General features: G+C 61.5%; 18 protein-coding genes and 1 pseudogene. 7 read left to right on the top strand and 12 right to left on the bottom strand.

What is annotated here, in order from left to right; translation table 11 throughout:
- Positions 1–40: 40 nt before the first annotated feature.
- Both ACJ8OK_RS05445 and ACJ8OK_RS05440 read left to right on the top strand, forming a co-directional pair.
- Positions 41–790 carry a hypothetical protein gene (locus tag ACJ8OK_RS05445; protein WP_050501251.1) on the top strand — a complete coding sequence of 250 codons (750 nt, stop codon included), beginning with the start codon at positions 41–43 and terminating at the stop codon, positions 788–790.
- Between the two features lie 7 nt (positions 791–797).
- Positions 798–932 (top strand): annotated as a pseudogene (locus ACJ8OK_RS05440) (hypothetical protein); the annotation flags it as partial.
- Between the two features lie 67 nt (positions 933–999).
- Here the strand turns inward: ACJ8OK_RS05440 and ACJ8OK_RS05435 are convergent.
- Positions 1,000–2,925 (bottom strand): DUF3857 domain-containing protein, encoded by a 1,926-nt coding sequence (locus tag ACJ8OK_RS05435; RefSeq protein ID WP_261440781.1) that lies wholly within the window; start codon positions 2,923–2,925, stop codon positions 1,000–1,002.
- 122 nt (positions 2,926–3,047) lie between these two features.
- The gene (locus ACJ8OK_RS05430) at positions 3,048–3,617 is read right to left on the bottom strand and encodes a helix-turn-helix domain-containing protein (protein WP_031299653.1); all 570 of its coding nucleotides are present in this window, start codon (positions 3,615–3,617) and stop codon (positions 3,048–3,050) included.
- Positions 3,618–3,746: 129 nt separating this feature from the next.
- Here ACJ8OK_RS05430 and ACJ8OK_RS05425 point away from each other — a divergent pair, with 129 nt between their 5' ends.
- Positions 3,747–4,643, top strand: a complete 897-nt coding sequence (locus ACJ8OK_RS05425; protein WP_082996783.1) for a DMT family transporter — start codon at positions 3,747–3,749, stop codon at positions 4,641–4,643.
- A 209-nt stretch (positions 4,644–4,852) separates the two neighbouring features.
- Here the strand turns inward: ACJ8OK_RS05425 and ACJ8OK_RS05420 are convergent, their stop codons facing one another.
- From ACJ8OK_RS05420 to tetR, 5 genes are all read right to left on the bottom strand, one after another.
- Entirely contained in the window at positions 4,853–5,458 is a 606-nt protein-coding gene (locus ACJ8OK_RS05420; protein WP_033632999.1) for a nitroreductase family protein, read from the bottom strand.
- Between the two features lie 69 nt (positions 5,459–5,527).
- Complete coding sequence (locus tag ACJ8OK_RS05415; protein WP_135638229.1) at positions 5,528–6,826, bottom strand: c-type cytochrome; 1,299 nt, start codon at positions 6,824–6,826, stop codon at positions 5,528–5,530.
- Positions 6,827–6,854: 28 nt separating this feature from the next.
- On the bottom strand, positions 6,855–9,113 hold the full coding sequence (locus ACJ8OK_RS05410) for a xanthine dehydrogenase family protein molybdopterin-binding subunit (protein ID WP_060559696.1): 2,259 nt from the start codon (positions 9,111–9,113) through the stop codon (positions 6,855–6,857).
- Positions 9,110–9,583, bottom strand: a complete 474-nt coding sequence (locus ACJ8OK_RS05405) for a (2Fe-2S)-binding protein (RefSeq protein WP_033632995.1) — start codon at positions 9,581–9,583, stop codon at positions 9,110–9,112. The genes ACJ8OK_RS05410 and ACJ8OK_RS05405 overlap by 4 nt, the downstream gene beginning before the upstream one ends.
- A 175-nt stretch (positions 9,584–9,758) precedes the next feature.
- Positions 9,759–10,400: a tetracycline resistance transcriptional repressor TetR gene (tetR, locus tag ACJ8OK_RS05400; RefSeq protein WP_033632994.1), complete on the bottom strand. Its 642-nt coding sequence runs from the start codon at positions 10,398–10,400 to the stop codon at positions 9,759–9,761.
- Between the two features lie 64 nt (positions 10,401–10,464).
- Here tetR and tet(41) point away from each other — a divergent pair, with 64 nt between their 5' ends.
- The 4 genes from tet(41) to ACJ8OK_RS05380 all read left to right on the top strand — a co-directional run bounded on the left by tet(41) (position 10,465) and on the right by ACJ8OK_RS05380 (position 15,355).
- On the top strand, positions 10,465–11,643 hold the full coding sequence (gene tet(41), locus ACJ8OK_RS05395) for a tetracycline efflux MFS transporter Tet(41) (protein WP_135638231.1): 1,179 nt from the start codon (positions 10,465–10,467) through the stop codon (positions 11,641–11,643).
- A 197-nt stretch (positions 11,644–11,840) separates the two neighbouring features.
- Entirely contained in the window at positions 11,841–12,797 is a 957-nt protein-coding gene (locus tag ACJ8OK_RS05390) for a sulfonate ABC transporter substrate-binding protein (protein ID WP_135638233.1), read from the top strand.
- Between the two features lie 258 nt (positions 12,798–13,055).
- A complete protein-coding gene (locus ACJ8OK_RS05385; protein WP_099032650.1) occupies positions 13,056–13,790 on the top strand; it encodes a MurR/RpiR family transcriptional regulator in 735 nt (244 codons plus the stop codon).
- A 128-nt stretch (positions 13,791–13,918) separates the two neighbouring features.
- Positions 13,919–15,355: a 6-phospho-beta-glucosidase gene (locus tag ACJ8OK_RS05380; protein ID WP_031299656.1), complete on the top strand. Its 1,437-nt coding sequence runs from the start codon at positions 13,919–13,921 to the stop codon at positions 15,353–15,355.
- A gap of 56 nt (positions 15,356–15,411) precedes the next feature.
- Here the strand turns inward: ACJ8OK_RS05380 and ACJ8OK_RS05375 are convergent, their stop codons facing one another.
- The 5 genes from ACJ8OK_RS05375 to ACJ8OK_RS05355 form a co-directional block, all read right to left on the bottom strand.
- Positions 15,412–16,749 carry a D-serine ammonia-lyase gene (locus ACJ8OK_RS05375; protein ID WP_082996779.1) on the bottom strand — a complete coding sequence of 446 codons (1,338 nt, stop codon included), beginning with the start codon at positions 16,747–16,749 and terminating at the stop codon, positions 15,412–15,414.
- A gap of 108 nt (positions 16,750–16,857) precedes the next feature.
- Positions 16,858–17,547, bottom strand: a complete 690-nt coding sequence (locus tag ACJ8OK_RS05370; protein WP_033632990.1) for a VIT1/CCC1 transporter family protein — start codon at positions 17,545–17,547, stop codon at positions 16,858–16,860.
- 26 nt (positions 17,548–17,573) lie between these two features.
- Positions 17,574–18,047 carry a VOC family protein gene (locus ACJ8OK_RS05365; protein ID WP_015377932.1) on the bottom strand — a complete coding sequence of 158 codons (474 nt, stop codon included), beginning with the start codon at positions 18,045–18,047 and terminating at the stop codon, positions 17,574–17,576.
- Between the two features lie 11 nt (positions 18,048–18,058).
- A complete protein-coding gene (locus tag ACJ8OK_RS05360; protein ID WP_048323593.1) occupies positions 18,059–18,409 on the bottom strand; it encodes a DUF1428 domain-containing protein in 351 nt (116 codons plus the stop codon).
- A gap of 105 nt (positions 18,410–18,514) precedes the next feature.
- Positions 18,515–19,957, bottom strand: coding sequence for a GGDEF domain-containing protein (locus ACJ8OK_RS05355; RefSeq protein ID WP_048323596.1), 1,443 nt, complete (start codon positions 19,955–19,957; stop codon positions 18,515–18,517).
- Positions 19,958–20,272 lie beyond the last annotated feature (315 nt).

Genomic DNA, 20,272 nt, shown 5'->3' with positions numbered 1-20,272 from the left:
CACCTCTTTGCTCTATGTCATGATAACTAAGGACAGATTAATGAAATTATTAATGCCATGCATGGCATGTTTCCAAGAGCTTGGCCATCCTACAAATGAATTAACTACGTTTGAATTTCGCGATGACGGGCGATACGAAACATGTTGTACACGTGGACATAAGTCGGTAACCGTATTGCAACAGCAGAAATTCGAAATCCTTTTTGATATCGGTGCAAACGCAATTTTGGATGGCTATTACCGAGAAGCTGTATCGTCGTTTACGTCAAGCTTGGAGCGCTTTTATGAGTTTTGTATAAAAGTTCTCTGTAAAAAGAGAAACATTGAAAACGATGTTTTCTCAATTGTATGGAAACAGGTTTCTAACCAATCCGAACGGCAACTCGGTGCTTTTCTGTTTCTTTGGGCGAGCGAGTTTGGTGAGTTGCCGCAACTCTTATCCAGTAAGGATACAGGTTTTAGGAATAGCGTTATTCATAAAGGAAAAATCCCCACAAAGGAAGAGGCGCTTGAATATGGCGGGACCGTACTGGCTATCATCCGTCCAAAGATCGCTCAACTTAAATTACAGTGTGAGGAAGAAATAGAAAGAGTCACATTTGAATATATCCAGAGCTGCTCAAAGTTAGTGGAAGGACAAGTGCAAGGAGGAACAATGTGCGCAAATACCATTGTTAGCCTCACAGCAGGCGAAGAAAAACACAATACTCAGACGTTGGAAGATGCTTTGGCTGGAATTTTGGTATGGCGACAAATGGTGGCATCAACTAAAGGCATAACAAAAATGTAAGCGCCGCGCCTACTACCCGGAAGCCAACGTGCTGGTGCCGTTGCATTACATCGATGAGGAGAGCGGTACGCTTTCGTACAAATCGGTGCCAATCCGCGTGAAATTGAGATCCAAAGAGGTGCGCGCGATTAAGATCGCTTAGTAGGAATGCTTTGGCCCCCACAGGCATCTGATTGGGGGCCATTTTTATCCGACTACGGAGCGGCGTCCTATTTGCCGTTGGCCAATTCACCGTACACCACCTGGCCGCGGAAACCGCGCCGCACCTGCTGGAACAGCTCGCGGAACGCCGGGTAATCCTGCGCCTGGCACAGCGCTTCCTTGCCGCGAATGGCGTTCACCTGCAGGCGGTGATTGACGGTCACCTGCTGCCCATCGCGCCGCCATGCCACGCGATAGTCGCCCGCCGCATTGCGGAACTGCCTGTCTTGCGGAATGGCGATGATCGGCACGTTGGCCGGCAGCTGCAGGCGGTAGGTTTCGTCGTAGCGCTGCGCGCTGCAGTAGAACGGGGTTTCGTTGCCCGGCGCCGCCGTGGTGGTATACAGCGTGCGGAACGATTTGCCGCCGGGCGGGTTGGGCAAGGTCATGCCGCCCACCACGCCGAAATCGACGTAGTCGTCCGCCTTGAAGCGGAAGCGGTAACCGAACTGCTTTTTGAGATCCAGCGGATCGCTGTTCATCGCCACCTCGCCGCTGCCGTCGATGCCGGATGCGGACATGATCGTCGCTTCGGCCTGCGCCCGGTTCTGGCGGTTGATCTGCGAGAAGTAGCCCCGCAGGTCAATCTCTTCCACTTCGCTCAGCCGGCGCTCGGTTTCCCCCTGCAGGTTGCCCGCCTTGTCGAACACGAAATCGACGTTCAACGCGCTCTTGACCGGCTGCTCATCGCTGCCCGGGGTGCGCGCCAGCCTGGCGTCGCGCGTCAGCAGCACAGGCGCGCCCAAATCGCCCTCCGGCAGTTGCCCGAAACGCGCCCAGGGATTGGTGGAATCCAGGTACAAGTTGAACTCCGGCACGTAGGTGATGGCGTGATTAAAGCGGCCGAGCAGCGGCACTTTAGGCAGTATCGGGCCCTCATCCATGCCGATCAGCACCGGCGAGCTTTCAATGCCTTTGGCGGCGAGCAGCGCCTCCAGGATCACCACGTGATCCTTACAGTCGCCGTAATGGTTATCGAGAATGCTCTGCGCCGAATTCGGCTCCAGCCCGCCGTTGCCCAGGTACACCGCCACGTAGCGAATGTTTTGCGCCACCCAGCGATAGAGGGCCTCCGCCTGCTCGCGCCGATCGCTGATGCCAGCGGTAATGTTGTCCGCCAGCGCCTGAATGCCCGGCGTCACCTTCGCCGCCGCGCCGGCCTTCAGCTGGTAGGCCTTGGCCAACTGCGGCCACTCGCGGTAGGTGCTGGCCATGATGGTCGGGCTGAAGGTCCAGCTGTCCGCCGCCCAGTTTTGCGCCTTCATCGGCGCGCTGCGCGAATAATGCCAGCGCCAGTGCGCCTGCCCGTCGCGGATCTGCGGCTGGTCCCCGCCTTCCACGCCGCGCGTGAAGATATGCATCGGCAGCTTGGCCGGCGCCTGCAGGGTCACTTCGGCGTCGTCGAACTGATCGAAAACGCTGAACGTCTCCCACAGGCCGAAATAGTCAGGGAAATACGGGGTGTTTTGCGTGCGGCGCAGCTCATACACCACGCGCGATCCCGGCGCCAGATTGGAGAACACGATGACGCGCACCTTGCGATCGGCATACAGCGGCGCCGTGGCGCTGGAGTAGCTCTCCTGGGTATAGATGCGGTCGGGCGCCACGTCGTGGCGCTGGCCGTCGGCGGTCAGCGTATAGGCGGCAACCACCTCCAGCGTTTCCATTTTTTCGCTGTAGCTCAGGCGGATCTGGCTGAATTTCTCGATCGCCGCCTTGGTCTTCAGCAGCACTTCGTAGCTTTCCGTCTTCACGTTGGTGGCGTTGGCGTTAACGCGATAATCCGCGCGATAGCGCACGAAGCTGAAATCGTTGTTGGCCGTGTCGTTCTGGCCCTGATCCGCCGCGGCGGGCGGTGCAGCGGCCAACACGGTGGCCGGGTGCGTCGCCGTCAAACCGGCGAGTAACAGTATGGAAGGAATAGCGATTTTCATCTTCGGTCCTTGAAGGGCGTTAAGCAGCGACACCGGGCCATACGTCCGTCCCGGCGTCAAAACAGGCGGGCACACTAATATAATTGAGAATCATTTTCAATAAACGAACCGTCAACGCCGTGCTAGCCCTGCTCGATCAACATGACGGCGGTGGTCTCCGGCTCCAGCGCTTCGAAAATATGCTCTCGATCGGCCGAGTAGCTGATGTAATCGCCGGCGCTCAGCTCCAGCGGTTGATCCGCCGGGCCAAGGCGCGCCCGTCCACTGCTGATGATCACATGCTCGACGGTGCCGGGGGGATGCGGCCGCGAGCATTTCGTTTCACCGGGTTGCACCCGCAGCCGGTAAATGTCGCGTTGCGCCCCCGGTGGGCAGGTCGCCAACAGCGTGGCGGCGTAGTTGCCCTGCTCCGACAGCGCCGGCGTTCCCTCATGGGCGCGGATCACTTGCACCGGCCTGCTCGGCTGCGAAATCAGCCGGCTGACCGGCACATCCAGCGCCATCGCCAGCGCCCACAGCGTTTCCAGGCTGGGATTGCCGCTGCCGGCTTCGAGCTGCGACAGCGTGGACTTGGCGATACCCGCGCGCTTCGCCAGTTCGGTAACGGACAGGTTCAATCGCTCCCGCTCACGGCGGATTGCCGCCGACAAGAGGCCAATCGGCGTGATGTTCTGCATTAGGCTCTCGCTCATTGTTTGTTATACCATTCAGTTGTTCGACTTGACGAACATCGTCAACCGTGTTCATCATAATGTTCGATTGTTCATTTTAATGATTAAGCGACTTCACCACAAGCACGGTCAGGCCGCGAGGGAAACAATATGAAAACGAAAACGCGCGGCGCAGTGCAAATGATCCTCGCCATGACGATCTCCGGCACCGTCGGTTGGCCGGTACTCGTTTTAGGGCAGCCGCCCACCACGGTGGTGTTTTGGCGCTGCGCGTTCGGCGCGCTGGCGATGCTGGCCACCTGCGCCGCGCTTGGGCAACTGAAATCAGGCGCCATCAACCGGCGGCAGCTGGCGTTCGCCGTCCTGGGGGGCCTCGCGCTGGTGCTCAACTGGACACTATTGTTTGCCGCCTATGCGCATGCCTCGATCGCTGTCGCCACCGTGACCTACCATGTTCAACCGTTTATGTTGGTGGCACTGGGAGCGCTGCTGTTCGGTGAAAAACTGACGGCTAACCGGCTGGGCTGGCTTCTGCTGGCGTTCGCCGGGATGGTGTTGATCGTCACCGGCCGGCAAAGCGGTGGCGGCGATGGCGACTATCTGTTCGGCGTGGCGCTGGCGCTGGGGGCGGCCCTGATGTACGCCCTGGCGGCGGCGATCGTCAAACAGCTGGCCGCGCTGCCGCCGCAGCTGATCGTGTTGATTCAGTTGACCGTCGGCGCGCTGGCGCTGGCGCCGTTCGCCGGTCTGACCCACCTTCCTGCCGATTCGTTCGACTGGCTGCTGTTGGCGACCCTCGGCCTGGTGCATACCGGGTTGATGTCCACGTTGCTCTATGGCGCGATCCAGAAAATCCCCACCGCTCTGGTCGGCGCGCTGTCGTTTATCTACCCGGCAGTGGCGATCGTGGTGGACTGGGCGGCGTTCGGGCACCGTCTCAGCCTGTTGCAGCTGCTGGGCACGCTGGCCATTCTCGGCGCGGCGGCGGGCATGAACTTCGGCTGGCGATGGCCGCCCGCCGCGCACCGGGCCGGTAAAATCGGTTAATCCCGCCCGACGGGCAAGCTATGCACAATAAGGCATTCGCCTTGTGTCCGGCGCGGTGCTATTTATTTAAACCGTGTAGGGTAGAAGGAGTGTTCTATGTGGCATCACCGCCTGCAACGGCGCATCCGTTTCAGCTACTGGAACGAACTGTGCGTCATAAAAAAATAAGGGAAGGCGCAAGCCTTCCCTTTTGTCATTCACCGTTCAGCTCAGAAGCGATCGGTTTTCACCACCTCGTCGAACGGCAGCTTGCCGATGCGCGGGTAAGGTTGCCCCGCCGCCTTGCCGATAGCGACCATCAGCGCGATCTGATAATGCGCCGGCTTATTGATAATCTCGCCCACCGCGTCGAAATCAAAACCGTCCATCGGGCAAGAGTCGTAGCCCTGCGCCTTGGCCGCCAGCATCAGCGTCTGGGCGAAGATACCGCTGCTGCGCATCACTTCGTCGCGCTGCACCTGCGGCTTGCCGCGATAGTACTGATCGACGGCCGGGATCATGAACTGCTGTACCGGCTCCGCGGCCTCGGCCCAGACGTTTTTTACCTGTGACTCCCAGCTCGACAGATCGCCGCACAGCACGACCAGCATCGACGCGTCGGTCACCTGCGCCTGCCCCCACGCCGCCTCGCGAATTTTCTCGCGCTGCGCGCGATCTTCGATCAGCAGCGGGCGCCAGTGCTGCAGGTTAAACGCGCTGGGCGCGCCCTGCAGCGCGATAGTCAGCAACGCTTTTTTCTCTTCGAGCGTCATCACGTGCTGCGCATCGAACTGCTTGGTGGCGCGGCGCTGGCGGATTGCGTCTAACGTATTCATTTTACTGCCTCTGTCCATGTGAAAAGCTCTATTGTCGCCAACGCGGCGTGGCTGTCCAGCCCCCGGCGGCTATTTCTGCGCGGTTTCGGCGCGCAAGCGGCCGACCTGCGCCGCCAGGTCCGGCCACGGCGCCTGACCGGCGTAATGCTGCCGCAGGTAGTTGAGCAGGATGGCGATCTGCGCGTCATTCAGGTTATGGCGAAAGCCCGGCATATAGCCCAGCTCGGCGTTCGCCGGCCGCTGTATGCCGTCCAGCACCACGCGAATGGCGTTGTCCGGCGCCTCGGCGAACAGGTTGGTATTCAGCGCCAGAGACGGGCGCACCCCCGCCATCTGCGCGCCTTTTTCCTGCGCATGGCACGCCATGCAGGCACCGGAAAACAGCCGCGCCCCTTGCGAACTCAGGGGCTCGACCTGGCGCTCCGCCTGAGCGTTCAAAGTTGCCGCCGCGGCCTGCGCCGCCGCTTCCGGATGATAGCTGCGCAGATAGACGGCGATCGCCTGCAGGTCGGCCTGCGGCAAGCGCGACAGCCCTTCTTCGATCACCGGCGCCATCGGGCCGGCGGCGACGCCGTGGTTGGCCGAGTAGCCGGTGCGCATGAAATCGACCAGATCCTGCTGTGACCAGGCGAGCGGCGCGGGCGAGCGGCCGGTCAACGCCGGCGCCGTCCAGCCTTCCGCCACGCCGCCGGCCAGGTGCTCGCCGCCGGTTTTCTCGCCGAACAGCACGTTGCGCGGCGAGTGGCAGGCGCTGCAGTGCCCCAACCCTTCAACCAGGTACGCGCCGCGGTTCCAGTCGGCGCTTTGGGCTGACTGTTCCGGCAACGCGCCCGGCGTCAGGAACAGCAGGTTCCAGGCGAAGATGCCCTGGCGAATGTTGAACGGAAAGTGCAGATCGGTGGCCGGCGGCCGGTACTTGACCGGCGGCTGCGACATCAGATAGGCATACAGCGCCTGCAGATCGTCGTCGCGGGTGCGGGTAAAGGCGGTATAGGGAAACGCCGGATAGAGATAGCGGCCCTGGCGATCGACGCCGTGGCGCATGGCGCGTTCGAACGCCGCGTAGCTCCAGCTGCCGATGCCGGTTTCCACATCCGGCGTGATGTTGGTGGTGTAAATGGTGCCGAAGGGGATCTCCATCGCCAGCCCGCCGGCGTTGCGCTCGCCGCCCGCACGGGTGTGGCACACGGCGCAGTCGCCGAGATCGGCCAACGTTTTGCCGCGCGCGATCTGCGCCTCGCTGAAACTGTGGGTCGCATCGGCGGCGAGCGGCGCAATCTCCGGCTGCCAACTGGCGACCACGCCGGCGACCACCACGGCGATCACCGTGACGCCACCCCACCCGACGATTTTTTTCATCTTACTCATCTTTGCTGTCCTTGTTCGTTACGGGGGGTTAATGGCCGGCCTGAGCGCGCAGCGCGGCGAGCACCCGCGCCGGTGTGAACGGCACCTCGCGCAGGCGCACGCCGAGGGCGTCAAACAGCGCGTTGCCGATCGCCGCCGCACTCGGCACCGAGGCGGACTCTCCTGCACCCATCGGCGCTTCGTCCGGGCGGTCGATCAGCTGGATATCGACCTGCGGCAATTCGTCAAAGCGCAGGATCGGATAGCCGCCCCAGTCCAATGACGTCACGCCCGACGCGTTGAAGGTCACAAACTCTTTCAGCACCCGGCTGGCGGACTGGATAATGTTGCCGTGCACCTGATGGCGCACCCCGGCCGGATTGATCATCCGGCCGCAATCATGCGCCACGAAGATTTTATCGAGCGTGATCTGCCCGGAAAGGCGATTGACGCTGAGATCGCACACCCAGGCCGCCCAGGCGGCGCCGAAGCCGGGAAATTTGCTGTGGAAATAGCGCGCATAGGCGAAGCCGCGGCCGCTCACCACTTCGGCGCCGGCGGCGCGTGACCGGTGCGCCGGGCCGTCTTGCCAGTTCGCCTGGCGCTTCAGGGCCTCAATCAAGGCCACTGCGCGCGGATCGTTCAGGTAACGCAGGCGAAACGCGATCGGATCCTCGCCGGCACGCCAGGCCAGCTCGTCGATCCAGGACTCATGGGCGAACACGTTGGGCAGCGCCGAAACGCCGCGCATCCACGAGGCCCGCACGATCGGCGCGGCGTCCTGGCAAATCACCCGCATGTGCGGATACGCGTATTGCGGAATGGCGGTGCGATCGCCCATCTGTTGCACGTCAGCCCGGTTGGCCACCTTGCCGGTCAACACCAGCGGCAAGGTCACCGCATTGTTGGAGGGATAGCTGGTTTTCAACTCGTAGGCCGCCACTCGGTTTTGCGCGTCGAGGCCGCCGCGCACCCGGATCAACTGACCGGTGCCCTTCGGCTCCCAGCCGGATTCCTGTTCGCGCATCAGCTGCACCCGCACCGGGCGGCCGGTCGCCCGCGCCAACAGCGCCGCGTCCGCCGAGACGTCGTCGGCGCAGTTGCGGCCATAGCAGCCGGAGGCCTCCATGCGGGTGATATGCACCTGCTCAGGCGCCAATTCCAGCAGCGTGGCGATATCTTTGCGCAGATCGTGCGGGTTTTGCGTGCCGGACCACACCTGCGCCCGCCCGTCTTTAACCTCCGCCACTGCGCAGGAAGGGCCGATCGAGGCGTGCTGATGGTAAGGCCAGACATAGTCCGCCCGCACTTCGGTATGCAGCAATGCCAGCGCGTCGTCCGTGCCCGCATCGTCGCGCAGCACGCGGTCGGTTTTCGGGTTGGCTTCCAGTGCGGCGGGCAGCGCCTCCGGCGACAGGTCCGGCAGGCCGGCCCAGGGTTTCCATTCGGTTTTCAGCCGGCGCATGGCGGCGATCGCCTGCTCTTCGCGCTCGGCCACAATGCCGATGAAATCGTTGATCACCACCAGTTTCACGATGCCCGGCAGATGCGCGATCGAACTTTCATCCACCGACAACAGGCCGCCGCCCAGCGGCGCGCTGCTGTCGGCGCCTGCGTAAGGCGGGCGCACCACCCGGCCATGCAGCATGCCGGGCAAACGCAGATCGTGCACGTAGGTCAGCGCGCCGCTCACTTTGGCCGGAATATCGACCCGGGCGACGGCGCGGCCGACATAGCGGTTCTGCTGTTCACCGTTCAGCGGCACGTTTTTATCCAGCGCCACGTGCAGATTCTGCCCGCTCGCCAGCTGCGCATAGCTCAAGGTGCGTCCCGGATTCTTGGTCACAAACACCTGCCCCGCCGCCGCCGTCAGCTGGTCGGCCGGCAGTTCGAAGGCTTTGGCCGCCAGCGCCGTCAGCATATGCCGCACCTGCGCCGCCGCCTGGCGCAGCGGCACCGACGTCACCTGAAGGGTGGCGCTGGCGATAGTTGGCCCCTGATCCGGCGTGCGTTGCGTATCGCCGAGGATCATCGTGACGTGCTCGAACGGCACGCAAATTTCGTCGGCGACGATCTGCGCCAGCGCGGTGCGAATGCCGGTGCCGAGATCGACGTGGCCATTGAAGGCCGTCACCCGGCCGTCGGCGGTGAGGCTGATAAAACTGTCTACCCTATCCAGCGGCAGATCGGCAGGCGCTACAACCGCCTCGGCGGCGAAGGCGTTAAACGGCGCGGGCAGCAGGCTGCTGACCATCACCACGCCGCCGGCCTGCAACAGCTGGCGGCGGGTCAGTTCGAGGCGGCTCATGCTTGCCTCCGTGCAGCCAGCAGCGCGCGGGCGCGTTCGGCGGCGCGCAAGATCTCAAGATGAGTGCCGCAGCGGCACAGGTTGTAGGCCAGCTCTTTCTTGATCGCCTGCTCGTCCGCCTCGGGTTCACGTTCGAACAGCGCGACCAGCGTCATGATCATGCCGTTGGCGCAGTAGCCGCATTGCGCCGCCTGCTCATCGATAAACCCTTGCTGCACCGGGTGCGGCGTTTCCGGCGTGCCCAGGCCTTCCAGCGTGGTGACGGACTTGCTTCCTACCGCGGCCAGCGGCATTGAGCAGGAGCGAGCGGCGACGCCGTCGATAAGAACGGTGCAGGCGCCGCACTCCCCCAGGCCGCAGCCGTATTTGGGGCCATTCAAGTGCAGATCGTTGCGTAACACGTACAACAGCGGGGTCTCGGGCGAGATATCGCCGAGTGGAACCACCCGGCCATTAACATTGATTTCCATGGTGAAACTATCCCTTAAACAAACGGATTTAATCCGTAACATCACTGCGTCGAATAATTGAGCAGCATGCTAATAATTATCATCAAAAGACTTGATAATGTTAAGGGAATGTAGCCGCCATGGCTTTAACGAAAAGTGGGTATTTTCTATAAATTTCCGATAGATAAGCCCGGTTTTATGATTGCATCCCGTGATTATTGGCGTTCGTCAACGCGGCCTCGGCACCGTCGACCAACAGCCGCACGCTGGCTTCGAACAGCGCGTCTGCGCCCTTATCCTGCAAAGTTTCCCAGCCTTCGCACAGCAGCGGGTAACGCTGGCGATCGGCGTCATTCAGCGTATCGTCCGGCTGCATTTGCTGCTCTTCCAGCACCCAGCCTACGACGAAGCGCCCGACGGCGAACAGCAAATTCACCGCGCGTTCAGGCGTCAAGCCCGCCCGGCACAGCAGCGCCACCTTGGCCTCGATAATGGCGAATTGCGGCTCCTGCGGCCGGGTGCCGGCATGCAGACGCGCGCCGTCGCGGTAAGCCAGCAGAGCCCGACGGAAATTGCTCGCATTGGTGACGACCCAATCCTGCCAGGCCATATCGGCGGGCAGCTCTTCACGGTGATCCAACATGATGGTTTCCGCCATCGCTTTCAACAGCTCGGCTTTGTTCTTGAAATGCCAATAGAGCGTGGGAGATTGCACGCCGAGATGTTGCGCCAGGCGACGGGTGCTCAGAGCATCGATGCCGATTTCATTCAGCAGCGCCAGCGCTCCGCGCAGGACGGTTTCACGCGTTAAACGTATCGCAGTATTTTTTTCGCTCATCTCTCTATCACTGATAGGGTAACTATGGAATACTCAATACTCTATCACTGTTAGAGTCACAATCTTGAAAAAACCTATGCTGGTTATTTTGTTGACGGTGTTGCTGGATGCGGTGGGCATCGGTCTGATCATGCCGATCCTGCCGGCGCTGTTGCGCTCGCTGGGTGGTCTTGACGCCGGCAGCGTGCATTACGGCGCCCTGCTGGCGGCCTATGCGTTGATGCAATTCCTGTTTTCACCGATCCTCGGCGCGTTGAGCGATCGTTTCGGCCGGCGGCCGGTGCTGTTAATTTCACTCGCCGGCGCCGCGATCGACTACCTGCTGATGGCGTTCGCGCCGACGCTGGCCTGGCTCTATCTGGGCCGGTTGCTGGCGGGCATCACCGGCGCCAACATGGCGGTCGCCACCGCTTACGTTACCGATATTACTCCTGCCGGCCAGCGCGCGCGGCGTTTCGGCCTGGTGGGCGCGGTGTTCGGCGTCGGCTTTATCGTCGGCCCGCTGCTCGGCGGTTCGCTGGGTGAGTGGCATCTGCATGCGCCCTTCCTGGCGGCGGCGGCGATGAATGCCCTCAGCCTGGCGATGGCGTTTTTCCTGCTGCCGGAATCGCGTAAACCCCGCGCCCGCGCCGCCGAGAAAATCCGCCTCAATCCCTTTTCGTCATTGCGACGGCTGCACGGCAAACCGGGCCTGCTGCCGCTGGCTGGCATTTACCTGATCATGGCGCTGGTTTCACAGGCGCCGGCCACGCTGTGGATTTTATACGGCCAGGATCGTTTCGGCTGGAGCATGATGGTGGCGGGCCTGTCGCTGGCCGGTTACGGCGCCTGCCACGCGCTGTCGCAGGCCTTCGCCATCGGCCCGCTGGTCGCGCGGCTCGGCGAACGCAAGGCGCTGCTGATCGGCCTGACCGCCGACGCGCTGGGCCTGGTGCTGTTATCGATCGCCACGCGCGGCTGGGCGCCCTTTGCGCTGCTGCCGTTCTTCGCCGCGGGCGGTATGGCGCTGCCCGCGCTGCAGGCGTTAATGGCGCAAAAGGTGGACGACGACCATCAGGGCGAGCTGCAAGGGACGCTGGCCAGCATGGGCAGCCTGATCGGCGTTGCGGGGCCGCTGGTGGCGACGGCGCTGTATGCCGCCACGCGCGATGTCTGGCCCGGCCTGGTCTGGGCGTTGGCCGCCGCCCTCTATCTGCTGGTGCCGCCGTTGCTGGCGCGTTCGCGCGAGCGTGACGCGGCATAGCGTAGAGATCCCCTTCTCCCGCTTAAGCTCATTTATGGCTAAGCAAGGCATTATTCAGCATAAGCGGGCGCTTTACACGCCACTGCGCCGCTCATTATCATCGCCCTTATCCCGCCGCAGGAAAATTTGAATGCCGTTTCATGACGTTACGCCCAGCGCGTATCGCTATTGTTCACTTCGCCTATCGGAAAATCAGGATGAGAAAACTCACAACGCCGCTGATCGCCGCCCTGCTGCTGGGCCTGTTTAGCCTGCCGGCCGGCGCGCAGGAGAAACCGCAGCAAATCACCATCGGTTACCAGAAAGCCAACATTTTTGCGCTGCTGAAATACCGCGGTACGCTGGAAAAAGCCCTTGAGCCGCAGGGCGTCAAGGTTCGCTGGATAGAATTCCCCGCCGGCCCGCAGATGTTGGAGGGGTTGAACGTCGGCAGCATCGATCTGGCGGCGACCGGCGACGCGCCGCCGGCCTTCGCGCAAGCCGCCAAGGCCGATCTGGTTTATTTGGCGCATTCGCCGCCCAGCCCGAAAACCGAAGCCATCGTGGTGCCGCAGGATTCGCCGATCCGCTCCGTGGCCGATCTGAAAGGCAAACGCGTGGCGTTGAACAAAGGGTCTGACGTCAATTACCTGCTGGTGAGCGCGCTGGAACAGGCCAGCTTGAGCTACAAGGACATCACGCCGGTCTATCTGCCGCCGAGCGATGCCCGCGCCGCCTTCCAGCGCGGCAGCGTCGACGCCTGGGTGATTTGGGATCCCTACTACGCCGAGGTGGAAACCCGCGCCAACGCCCGCCTGCTGAAAGACGCGGAGGGCCTGGTGCCGCACTACACCTTCTATCTCGCCAGCCGCCGCTTTGCCGAAACCTACCCGGACAGCGCCAAACAGGTGATTCAACAGCTCGGCGCGCTGAGCGACTGGGCCAACGAGCATCCACAGGAAGCGGCGGCGATCCTCGCTCAGAGCACCGGTCTGGATCAGGCCATTTGGGCCAGAGCCATCGCCCGCATGCCGTTCGGCAGCCAGCGCATGTCGCCGGAGGTGTTCAGACAGCAACAGCAGTTGGCGGATAAATTCACCGCCATCGGGCTGCTGCCGGGTAAGGTGGATGTCAACGCCGCCCGCTGGTCCGAAGATAAGCCCGAGGCGCCATAGCCTTTGCCGCGCTTTGGCTTTAGAAAGCAGAAACCGGCATTTTGCCGCCGGCATCCGCTGGCCTATGCTAACCCTGTGTGATGAAACGCGTTTTCATGGCATGTCTTCCGGAACGTTTTGCTTTAATTTGTTCGTCGTGAACCCTGGGCCGCCCCTGACTGGTGCGGCTTTTCTTTTTGTTCGGCAGTGTCGGCGGCGGCGAATTTTGCTATGGTAACCCGCAGATAAATGTCCCATTTTCAGCCGCCGGATCGACCCATGTTTACCCATAAAGCAATCGCCGAGCTCAACGCCCTGGAGCTGATGGTTTATAACTACGTCAGCAAACACAAAAATCAAGTGATGTACATGACCATCCGCGAGCTGGCCGAGGCCGCCGGCGTATCCACCACTACCGTGCTGCGATTTTGCAAAAAAATGGGTTGCGACGGCTATTCGGAATTTCGCATCCGTTTCAAACTGTATCTGGAGCAAAGCGATGCGCCGCCGGTCGATTCCGGCATCGGCGAAATTCTCAGTTTTTTTAAAAGCGTCAGCAACGACGAATTTAATCAGTTGCTCGATGAAGCGGCGCACCATATCGCCACCGCCGAGCGGATTATTTTCGTCGGCATCAGCACCTCTGGCGCCTTGGGGAAATATGGCGCGCGTTTCTTTTCCAACGTCGGGAAATTCAGCACCCATATCGACGATCCTTATTATCCCGTCAACAGCGATATGTATAAAAACGCGGTGGCGATCATGTTATCAGTCTCCGGCGAGACCGAAGAGATCCTGCGGCTGGCGAGCCAGTTCAGTCTGCACCACTGCAAGATCATCAGCATCACCAACAACGAAACCTCTTCGCTGGCGCGGCTGGCGGACTTTAATCTCTCCTACCACGTGCCGCAGCATTTGATCGGCGGCCATCACAATATCACCACGCAGATCCCCGTGCTTTACATTATTGAAACCATCGGCAAACGGCTTGGGCATATTAATTCGGCAAAATAAAACAGGCTGTTTTATTATTGTGACAAATCACTTTGTACGGCGATTTGTTATATCGTGACATTTCTTTCGGTCTTGTTACTCTATTGGCAATGCGAACGTTATTATCCTTCATTAAATAAGATGAGACATTGACGATGAAACAGTTGCCGAAAGATTTTCTGTGGGGAGGCGCGGTCGCCGCGCACCAGGTTGAAGGCGGTTGGGATCGGGGCGGCAAAGGCCCAAGCATCGCCGACGTGCTGTCCGGCGGTTCGCACGGCGTCGATCGCGTGATGACCGACGGCGTGCTCGACGGCTACCGTTACCCCAACCATGAAGCGGTGGACTTCTACGGCCGCTACAAACAGGACGTGGCGCTGTTCGCCGAGATGGGTTTCAAATGCTTCCGCACCTCGATCGCCTGGACGCGCATCTTCCCGAACGGCGACGAAGCAACGCCAAACGAGGCCGGCCTGCAGTTTTACGACGATCTGTTCGACGAGTTGCTGAAATACGGCATCCAGCCGGTGATCACCCTGTCGCACTTCGAAATGCCTTACCATTTGGTGAAAACCTACGGCGGCTGGAAAAACCGCCGGGTGGTGGAATTTTTCGTGCGCTTTAGCGAAGTGGTGATGCGCCGCTACCGCGAGAAGGTGAAGTACTGGATGACCTTCAACGAGATCAACAACCAGAGCAACTACCGCTACCCGCTGTTCGGCTACTGCTGTTCCGGCGTGGACTACACCCAGGAAGACAACCCGGAACAGGCGCTGTACCAGGTATTGCACCACCAGTTCGTCGCCAGCGCGCAGGTGGTCAAACTCGGCCATCAGATCAACCCGGAGTTCAAGATCGGTTGCATGCTGGCCTGCGTGCCGTTCTACCCTTATTCCTGCAAGCCGGACGACGTGATGTACGCCGTGGAGGCGATGCACCAGCGCTATCTGTACACCGACGTGCAGATGCGCGGCTACTACCCAAGCTATCTGCTGCGCGACTGGGAACGCAAAGGGCTGAAGATCGAGATGCAGCCGCAGGACGCGCAGATCCTGCGCGAGGGCTGCACCGACTACATCGGCTTCAGCTATTACATGAGCAACGCGCTGCAGGCCAACGCGGTGGAAGGCAGCGACGGCATGTTCGGCTTCCCGGGCAACGTGCCGAACCCGCACGTCAAGGCTTCCGACTGGGGCTGGCAGATCGATCCGGTCGGGCTGCGCTACTCGCTGAACGTATTGTATGAACGTTACCAGAAACCGCTGTTTATCGTGGAGAACGGCTTCGGCGCCTTCGACAAGGTGGAAGCGGACGGCCAGATCAACGATGACTATCGCATCGACTATCTGCGCGCCCATATCGAAGAGATGAAAAAAGCGGTGATTGAAGACGGCGTAGACCTGATCGGCTATACGCCGTGGGGCTGCATTGACTGCGTGTCGTTCACCACCGGCGAGTACAGCAAGCGCTACGGCTTTATCTACGTCGATAAACACGACGACGGCACCGGCACGCTCGAACGTTCGCGCAAGAAAAGCTTCGACTGGTATCGCCGGGTGATCGCCAGCAACGGCGAACAGCTTTAACCGCACGGCAAACCAATCAGGGGCGATGTTCGCCCCTTTTTACTTTATATTGCGCCTTACTCAGCCGTCTGCCCGGCGGCGAGGTACTTCGCCATTTCCGCCGGCGGCACCATGCCGCCGCCGGTCGCCCACACCAGATGCGTCGCCTGCGCCAGGCTTTCCGCGCTCACCCCTTGCCCGCTAAGCTGTTGCGCATTGGCCACCATGCGCCACGGCCCGGCCATGCCCGCCAGGGCGGAGGGTTCCAGCTGGATATGCTCGTGCCTGTCCAACAACCCGAGCAACGCGAACATCTCTTCGTCGCTCAGCGTGTAAAATGCGCTCAGCAGGCGCTCCATCGCCCGGCCGACAAAACCGGAGGCGCGCCCCACCGCCAGCCCGTCCGCCGCCGTGCGGTTGTCGATGCCGAGATCTTGCACCGCAATGCCGTCATGCAACCCGCTGTAGACGCCGAGCAGCATGCAGGGGGAATGGGTCGGTTCGGCGAAAATGCAGTGAACGTGATCGCCGAACGCCAGCTTGAGGCCAAAGGCCACACCGCCCGGCCCGCCGCCGACGCCGCACGGCAGATACACGAACAGCGGATGCTGCGCGTCCACCACAATACCCTGTTCGGCAAACTGCCGCTTCAGGCGGCCACCCGCCACCGCGTAGCCGAGGAACAGGGTTTGCGAATTTTCATCGTCGATAAAGAAGCAATTCGGATCGTTCGCCGCCTGTTGGCGCCCTTGCTCGACCGCCACGCCGTAATCTTCGGCGTATTCCACCACCGTCACGCCATTGTCACGCAGCTTCTGTTTTTTCCACTCTCGCGCATCCGCCGACATGTGCACGCTGACATCAAATCCCAGGCGGGCGCTGATGATGCCGATGGATAATCCCAGATTGCCGGTTGATCCGACGGCGATGCGGTACTGGCGGAAGAACTGACGAAACGCGTCGGAACACAGCCGGGCGTAGTCGTCGCCACTCTGTAGCAGCCCCGCCTCCAGCGCCAGCTTCTCCGCGTGCGTCAGCACCTCATAGATGCCGCCGCGCGCTTTGATTGAACCGGAAATCGGCAGATGGCTGTCCTTTTTCAATAGCAGACGCCCGCCCAACGCCTGCCCATAGCGCCGATCCAACGCCTGCTGCATGGCGGGGATCGCCACCAGCTCGGATTCGATGATCCCCTTTGCCGGTTGGGTTTCCGGAAAGGCCGCGGCGAGATAAGGCGCGAAACGCGCCAGGCGCTGCTCGGCTTCGGCCACGTCGGCGGCGGTCAGCCCGACATGGGGCAAGCCGGCGGCCAGCGTGGTCGCACGCGGATTGAACCAGGTGATCGGCTCGAGAGCGACCATTCGCTGCAGCAGCGGATGCTGCGCAACCCACGCTTGAATCTGTGATTTTTGCATAAAAGTCCCTGACTGATTTGGCGTTGCCGTCACCATGCCGTGAACGCCGGCGGCTGACAAATGATAAATTCTGAGTTTGAGGTGCACTAGATTGATGCAAGCGCGACGTTAGCCGGCCGTCACGCCAAACAGCAGGCCGACGCCGGAAGAAACCGCCATCGCCAGTGCGCTCCAGATGAGGATGCGCGCCACGCCCGGCAAGATCGGCGCCCCGCCGGTTTTCGCGGCGATGCCGCCGAGAACGCCGAGGGAAATCAGCGCCGACGCCACCAGCGCCGGCCGCGTCCAGGTGACCGGTGCCCACAGCGCCACCAGCAGCGGCAGCAGCGCGCCGAGGGAGAAACTGAGGGCCGACGCCAGCGCGGCCTGCAGCGGCCGGGCGCGGGTGACGGAGGAAATGCCCAGCTCGTCGCGCGCGTGCGCCTCCAGCGCATCATGCGCCATCAGTTTTTCCGCCACCTGCCGGGCCAGCGCCGGATCCAGCCCGCGATGCACGTAGATTGACGTCAGTTCGCGAAACTCCCCCGGATAGTCTTCGAGCAGCTCCGCCTGCTCTTCCGCCAGCGCGGCCTTTTCGGTATCCGCCTGCGACGAGACCGACACATACTCGCCGGTGGCCATCGACATCGCACCGGCCACCCACCCGGCAACGCCGGCGATCATCAGCGCGGAATGCGCGGCGCTGGCCGCCGCCACGCCCAGCAACAGGCTGGCCGTCGAAACGATGCCGTCGTTGGCGCCGAGCACCGCCGCCCGCAGCCAGCCGATGCGTTCAATACTGTGCCGCTCTCGATGCATCCTTTCTCTCCTTCGTTCTCTTTCCGCTAGCCCCGCGCCGCCGCTTCCAGCCCGGCGATGTCGATTTTGCCCATCAGCAGCATCGCTTCCGTGACCCGCCGCACACGAGCGGCGTCGGGATCGTTCATCAACTCCGTCAGGCGCCGCGGCACAATTTGCCAGCACAGCCCCCAGCGATCGCGCAGCCAGCCGCACTGCTCCGCCTCGCCGCCCTCGCTCAACGCATCCCACAGCCGGTCGACTTCCGCCTGATCGTCACATTCCACCATCACGGAGAAACTGTGGTTGAACGGATCCAGCGGCCCGGCTTCGATCGCCGCGTAGCGCTGGTCCCCCAGCGTGAAAGAAGCCAGTTTCACGCTGCCGGCCGGGCCGCTCGGCGTATCCGCCGGCAGGTCGGAAAACCAGTTCACGGACGAACCGGGGATCAACGCGACATAGCAATTCAGCGCCGCTTCCATGTCTTTTTCAAACCACAGATGTTGCGTAATTCTGGCCATTTGCGCCTCCTTTACGCATCGAGGATCGGCGCGAACCCGCCAAAGATCATGCGTTTGCCGTCAAACGGCATCTCACCCAGCGCCTTCATGCGCGGATCGTGCATCATTTTCTCGTTGGCGGCGTCGCGCACCGCTTTGGAGGGGTACTCTATCCAGCTGAACACCACCACTTCACCTTCTTGCGCCTTCACCGCGCCGCGAAAGTCGGTGAGCTTGCCGTCGGGCACGTCATCGCCCCAACACTCCACGATGCGCGTGGCGCCAAACTCTTTGAACAGCGGCGCCGCTGCGGCCGCCAACCGGTGATAAGCCTCCTTGTTGGCGGCCGGTACCGCCACCACAAAACCGTCTACGTATTTCATCCTGGTATCCTCTTGTCTGATTAAGGACAGTCGGTTCAGCGCGGGCGACGTTGCCTGCGCCCCCCTACCAGTTTAGACGGCGGGCGCGCAACCCGGATCGGAAGTTCAGCGCTCAGGATCGTTCGGTGGGGCAGAGTCCGGTGTGGCGACCCGGTTACGGCCGGCGTTTTTCGCTTTGTATACCGCCAGATCCGCCAGTTTGAGCAGGTCGGCCAGGCTTTGGCCGGAACCGCCCGGGCAGGTCACCATGCCGATGCTGACGGTGATCTGCAGCGGATGGCCGGCCGGCATGGTGATCGATTCCGCCTCAATGCGTTGCCGCAGCCGTTCGGCCAGCTGCAACCCCTGCTGCGGCTGGCCGAGCGTCGAGACGATAGCGAACTCTTCGCCGCCCATGCGGCCGAACAGATCATCGCCGCGCAAATCGGCGGCGATCGCGCGGGTAAAGGCCATCAGCGCCTGATCGCCGCCGGCGTGGCCGAAACGATCATTGATCGATTTGAAGTAATCAATATCAAGCATCATGACGCATACCAACTCGCCCTTTTGGTCAATCATCCGCTCGCCGCGCTGCATAAACGCATTGCGCGTCAGCACGTGGGTCAGCGCATCGTGGTTCGCCACATGCTCCAGCGTGCGCAGCAGCGCGCTGCGCGCATAGTTCATGCTGGCCACGGCGATGGGCCCCAGCGCCAGCAGCGCGATGCCCAAACGCATCGATACCGCGTTTTGCAACACCTTCATGTCGAGCGTCGTGCTAAGCAACCCGAAATCGATAGCCAGATGGCACCACAGCACATAGATCAGCACCGCAATCATAGTGCAGAACAGTGAGAAGGACATCGCCAGCCACAGCAGCACCGGCATGGGAAAGATCACCGCCCCGGGGCCGCCGATCAGCACGCTGCACACCGCCGCCAGCAACAGCAGCGCCAACACCGTGAGTTTTCGCCCCGCCCGCGGCCATTGGCTGCGCTGGGTGAACATGGCGCCGGCCGCCGCAAGGCGACGTCGCCAATCGGCGGGAAACGCCAGAATAAACGGCATCAGCGTGACGTAGTTGGTGAACTCGGATGAGAACCACAGCGCCAGCGAGGTCAAATAGGGCCTGCCGAACAGCCACTGCGAGGCCGCCGCGCCCACCAAACCGGTCGCGGCGGCGGCGGCCAGACAGATGCCGAACAGGTACATGCTGGAGGCGCCACGCTGCAGCATACGCGCCGGCGGCGACAGCCGCATGAACAGCAGATACCCCACCACCACGCCGGTCAGATTGGCGGCGTTCAGCAGCAGCGCCTTTTGCAGCGAACTGCCGGTCAGCAGGTCCGCCGCCAGATAGCCCAGCACCGCTATGCCCCATCCGGCGCGCGTGGCCCACTGCGGGCGGCGCACCAGAACCGCCAGCAGTACGGCGTTTACCGGCCAGAATATCGCCAAAAATCCGACGGGGCGGCTCACGATGCCCAACAGGCAAACCGCGAACACCAACAGAAAGACGGTGAGTGCGGGCCAAATTTTCCGGGCATCGGACAACGAGGTGGTTTGCATCTTGGATCCAGAGACTTCTGCTGCGTAAGGTGACAATCTGTTCGTGTCACAACCGTCGACGATGAGGAGAAGATAAGCGGCCGACTCGCCTATTATTGCCAGTTTTGCCGGCCCGGACATCTGTTTATTCATCTAGGAAAAATATATTTGTGTATCAATATATTGACGACACCCGCATGCCTGGCGCAGAAACGGCTAAATCGGACGCTTCACTTTGAACATTTCACGCCTCATTCGGCCTGTTACCGGTAAAAACCGCCGTCTTTTTCCTCATAAGCAAAATAAGATTTTGCTATGTGGGGTTGTTTTTTCATC

It is taken from the genome of Serratia sp. CY71090 (assembly GCF_052166845.1).
GTDB lineage: Bacteria > Pseudomonadota > Gammaproteobacteria > Enterobacterales > Enterobacteriaceae > Serratia > Serratia nematodiphila.
The sequence above is the reverse complement of the archived record's forward strand: the minus strand, read 5'-3'. Positions and strand labels throughout refer to the sequence as shown.

Bases quoted from the DNA above. Each gene is read 5' to 3' on its own strand.
- ACJ8OK_RS05365 (WP_015377932.1), bottom strand. From the start codon at position 18,047: ATGGCCAGAATTACGCAACATCTGTGGTTTGAAAAAGACATGGAAGCG.
- tetR (WP_033632994.1), bottom strand. From the start codon at position 10,400: ATGAGCGAAAAAAATACTGCGATACGTTTAACGCGTGAAACCGTCCTG.
- ACJ8OK_RS05435 (WP_261440781.1), bottom strand. From the start codon at position 2,925: ATGAAAATCGCTATTCCTTCCATACTGTTACTCGCCGGTTTGACGGCG.
- ACJ8OK_RS05370 (WP_033632990.1), bottom strand. From the start codon at position 17,547: ATGCATCGAGAGCGGCACAGTATTGAACGCATCGGCTGGCTGCGGGCG.
- ACJ8OK_RS05360 (WP_048323593.1), bottom strand. From the start codon at position 18,409: ATGAAATACGTAGACGGTTTTGTGGTGGCGGTACCGGCCGCCAACAAG.
- ACJ8OK_RS05385 (WP_099032650.1), top strand. From the start codon at position 13,056: ATGTTTACCCATAAAGCAATCGCCGAGCTCAACGCCCTGGAGCTGATG.
- ACJ8OK_RS05425 (WP_082996783.1), top strand. From the start codon at position 3,747: ATGAAAACGAAAACGCGCGGCGCAGTGCAAATGATCCTCGCCATGACG.
- ACJ8OK_RS05390 (WP_135638233.1), top strand. From the start codon at position 11,841: ATGAGAAAACTCACAACGCCGCTGATCGCCGCCCTGCTGCTGGGCCTG.
- ACJ8OK_RS05420 (WP_033632999.1), bottom strand. From the start codon at position 5,458: ATGAATACGTTAGACGCAATCCGCCAGCGCCGCGCCACCAAGCAGTTC.
- ACJ8OK_RS05410 (WP_060559696.1), bottom strand. From the start codon at position 9,113: ATGAGCCGCCTCGAACTGACCCGCCGCCAGCTGTTGCAGGCCGGCGGC.
- ACJ8OK_RS05445 (WP_050501251.1), top strand. From the start codon at position 41: ATGAAATTATTAATGCCATGCATGGCATGTTTCCAAGAGCTTGGCCAT.
- ACJ8OK_RS05415 (WP_135638229.1), bottom strand. From the start codon at position 6,826: ATGAGTAAGATGAAAAAAATCGTCGGGTGGGGTGGCGTCACGGTGATC.
- ACJ8OK_RS05355 (WP_048323596.1), bottom strand. From the start codon at position 19,957: ATGCAAACCACCTCGTTGTCCGATGCCCGGAAAATTTGGCCCGCACTC.
- ACJ8OK_RS05430 (WP_031299653.1), bottom strand. From the start codon at position 3,617: ATGAGCGAGAGCCTAATGCAGAACATCACGCCGATTGGCCTCTTGTCG.
- ACJ8OK_RS05405 (WP_033632995.1), bottom strand. From the start codon at position 9,583: ATGGAAATCAATGTTAATGGCCGGGTGGTTCCACTCGGCGATATCTCG.
- ACJ8OK_RS05375 (WP_082996779.1), bottom strand. From the start codon at position 16,749: ATGCAAAAATCACAGATTCAAGCGTGGGTTGCGCAGCATCCGCTGCTG.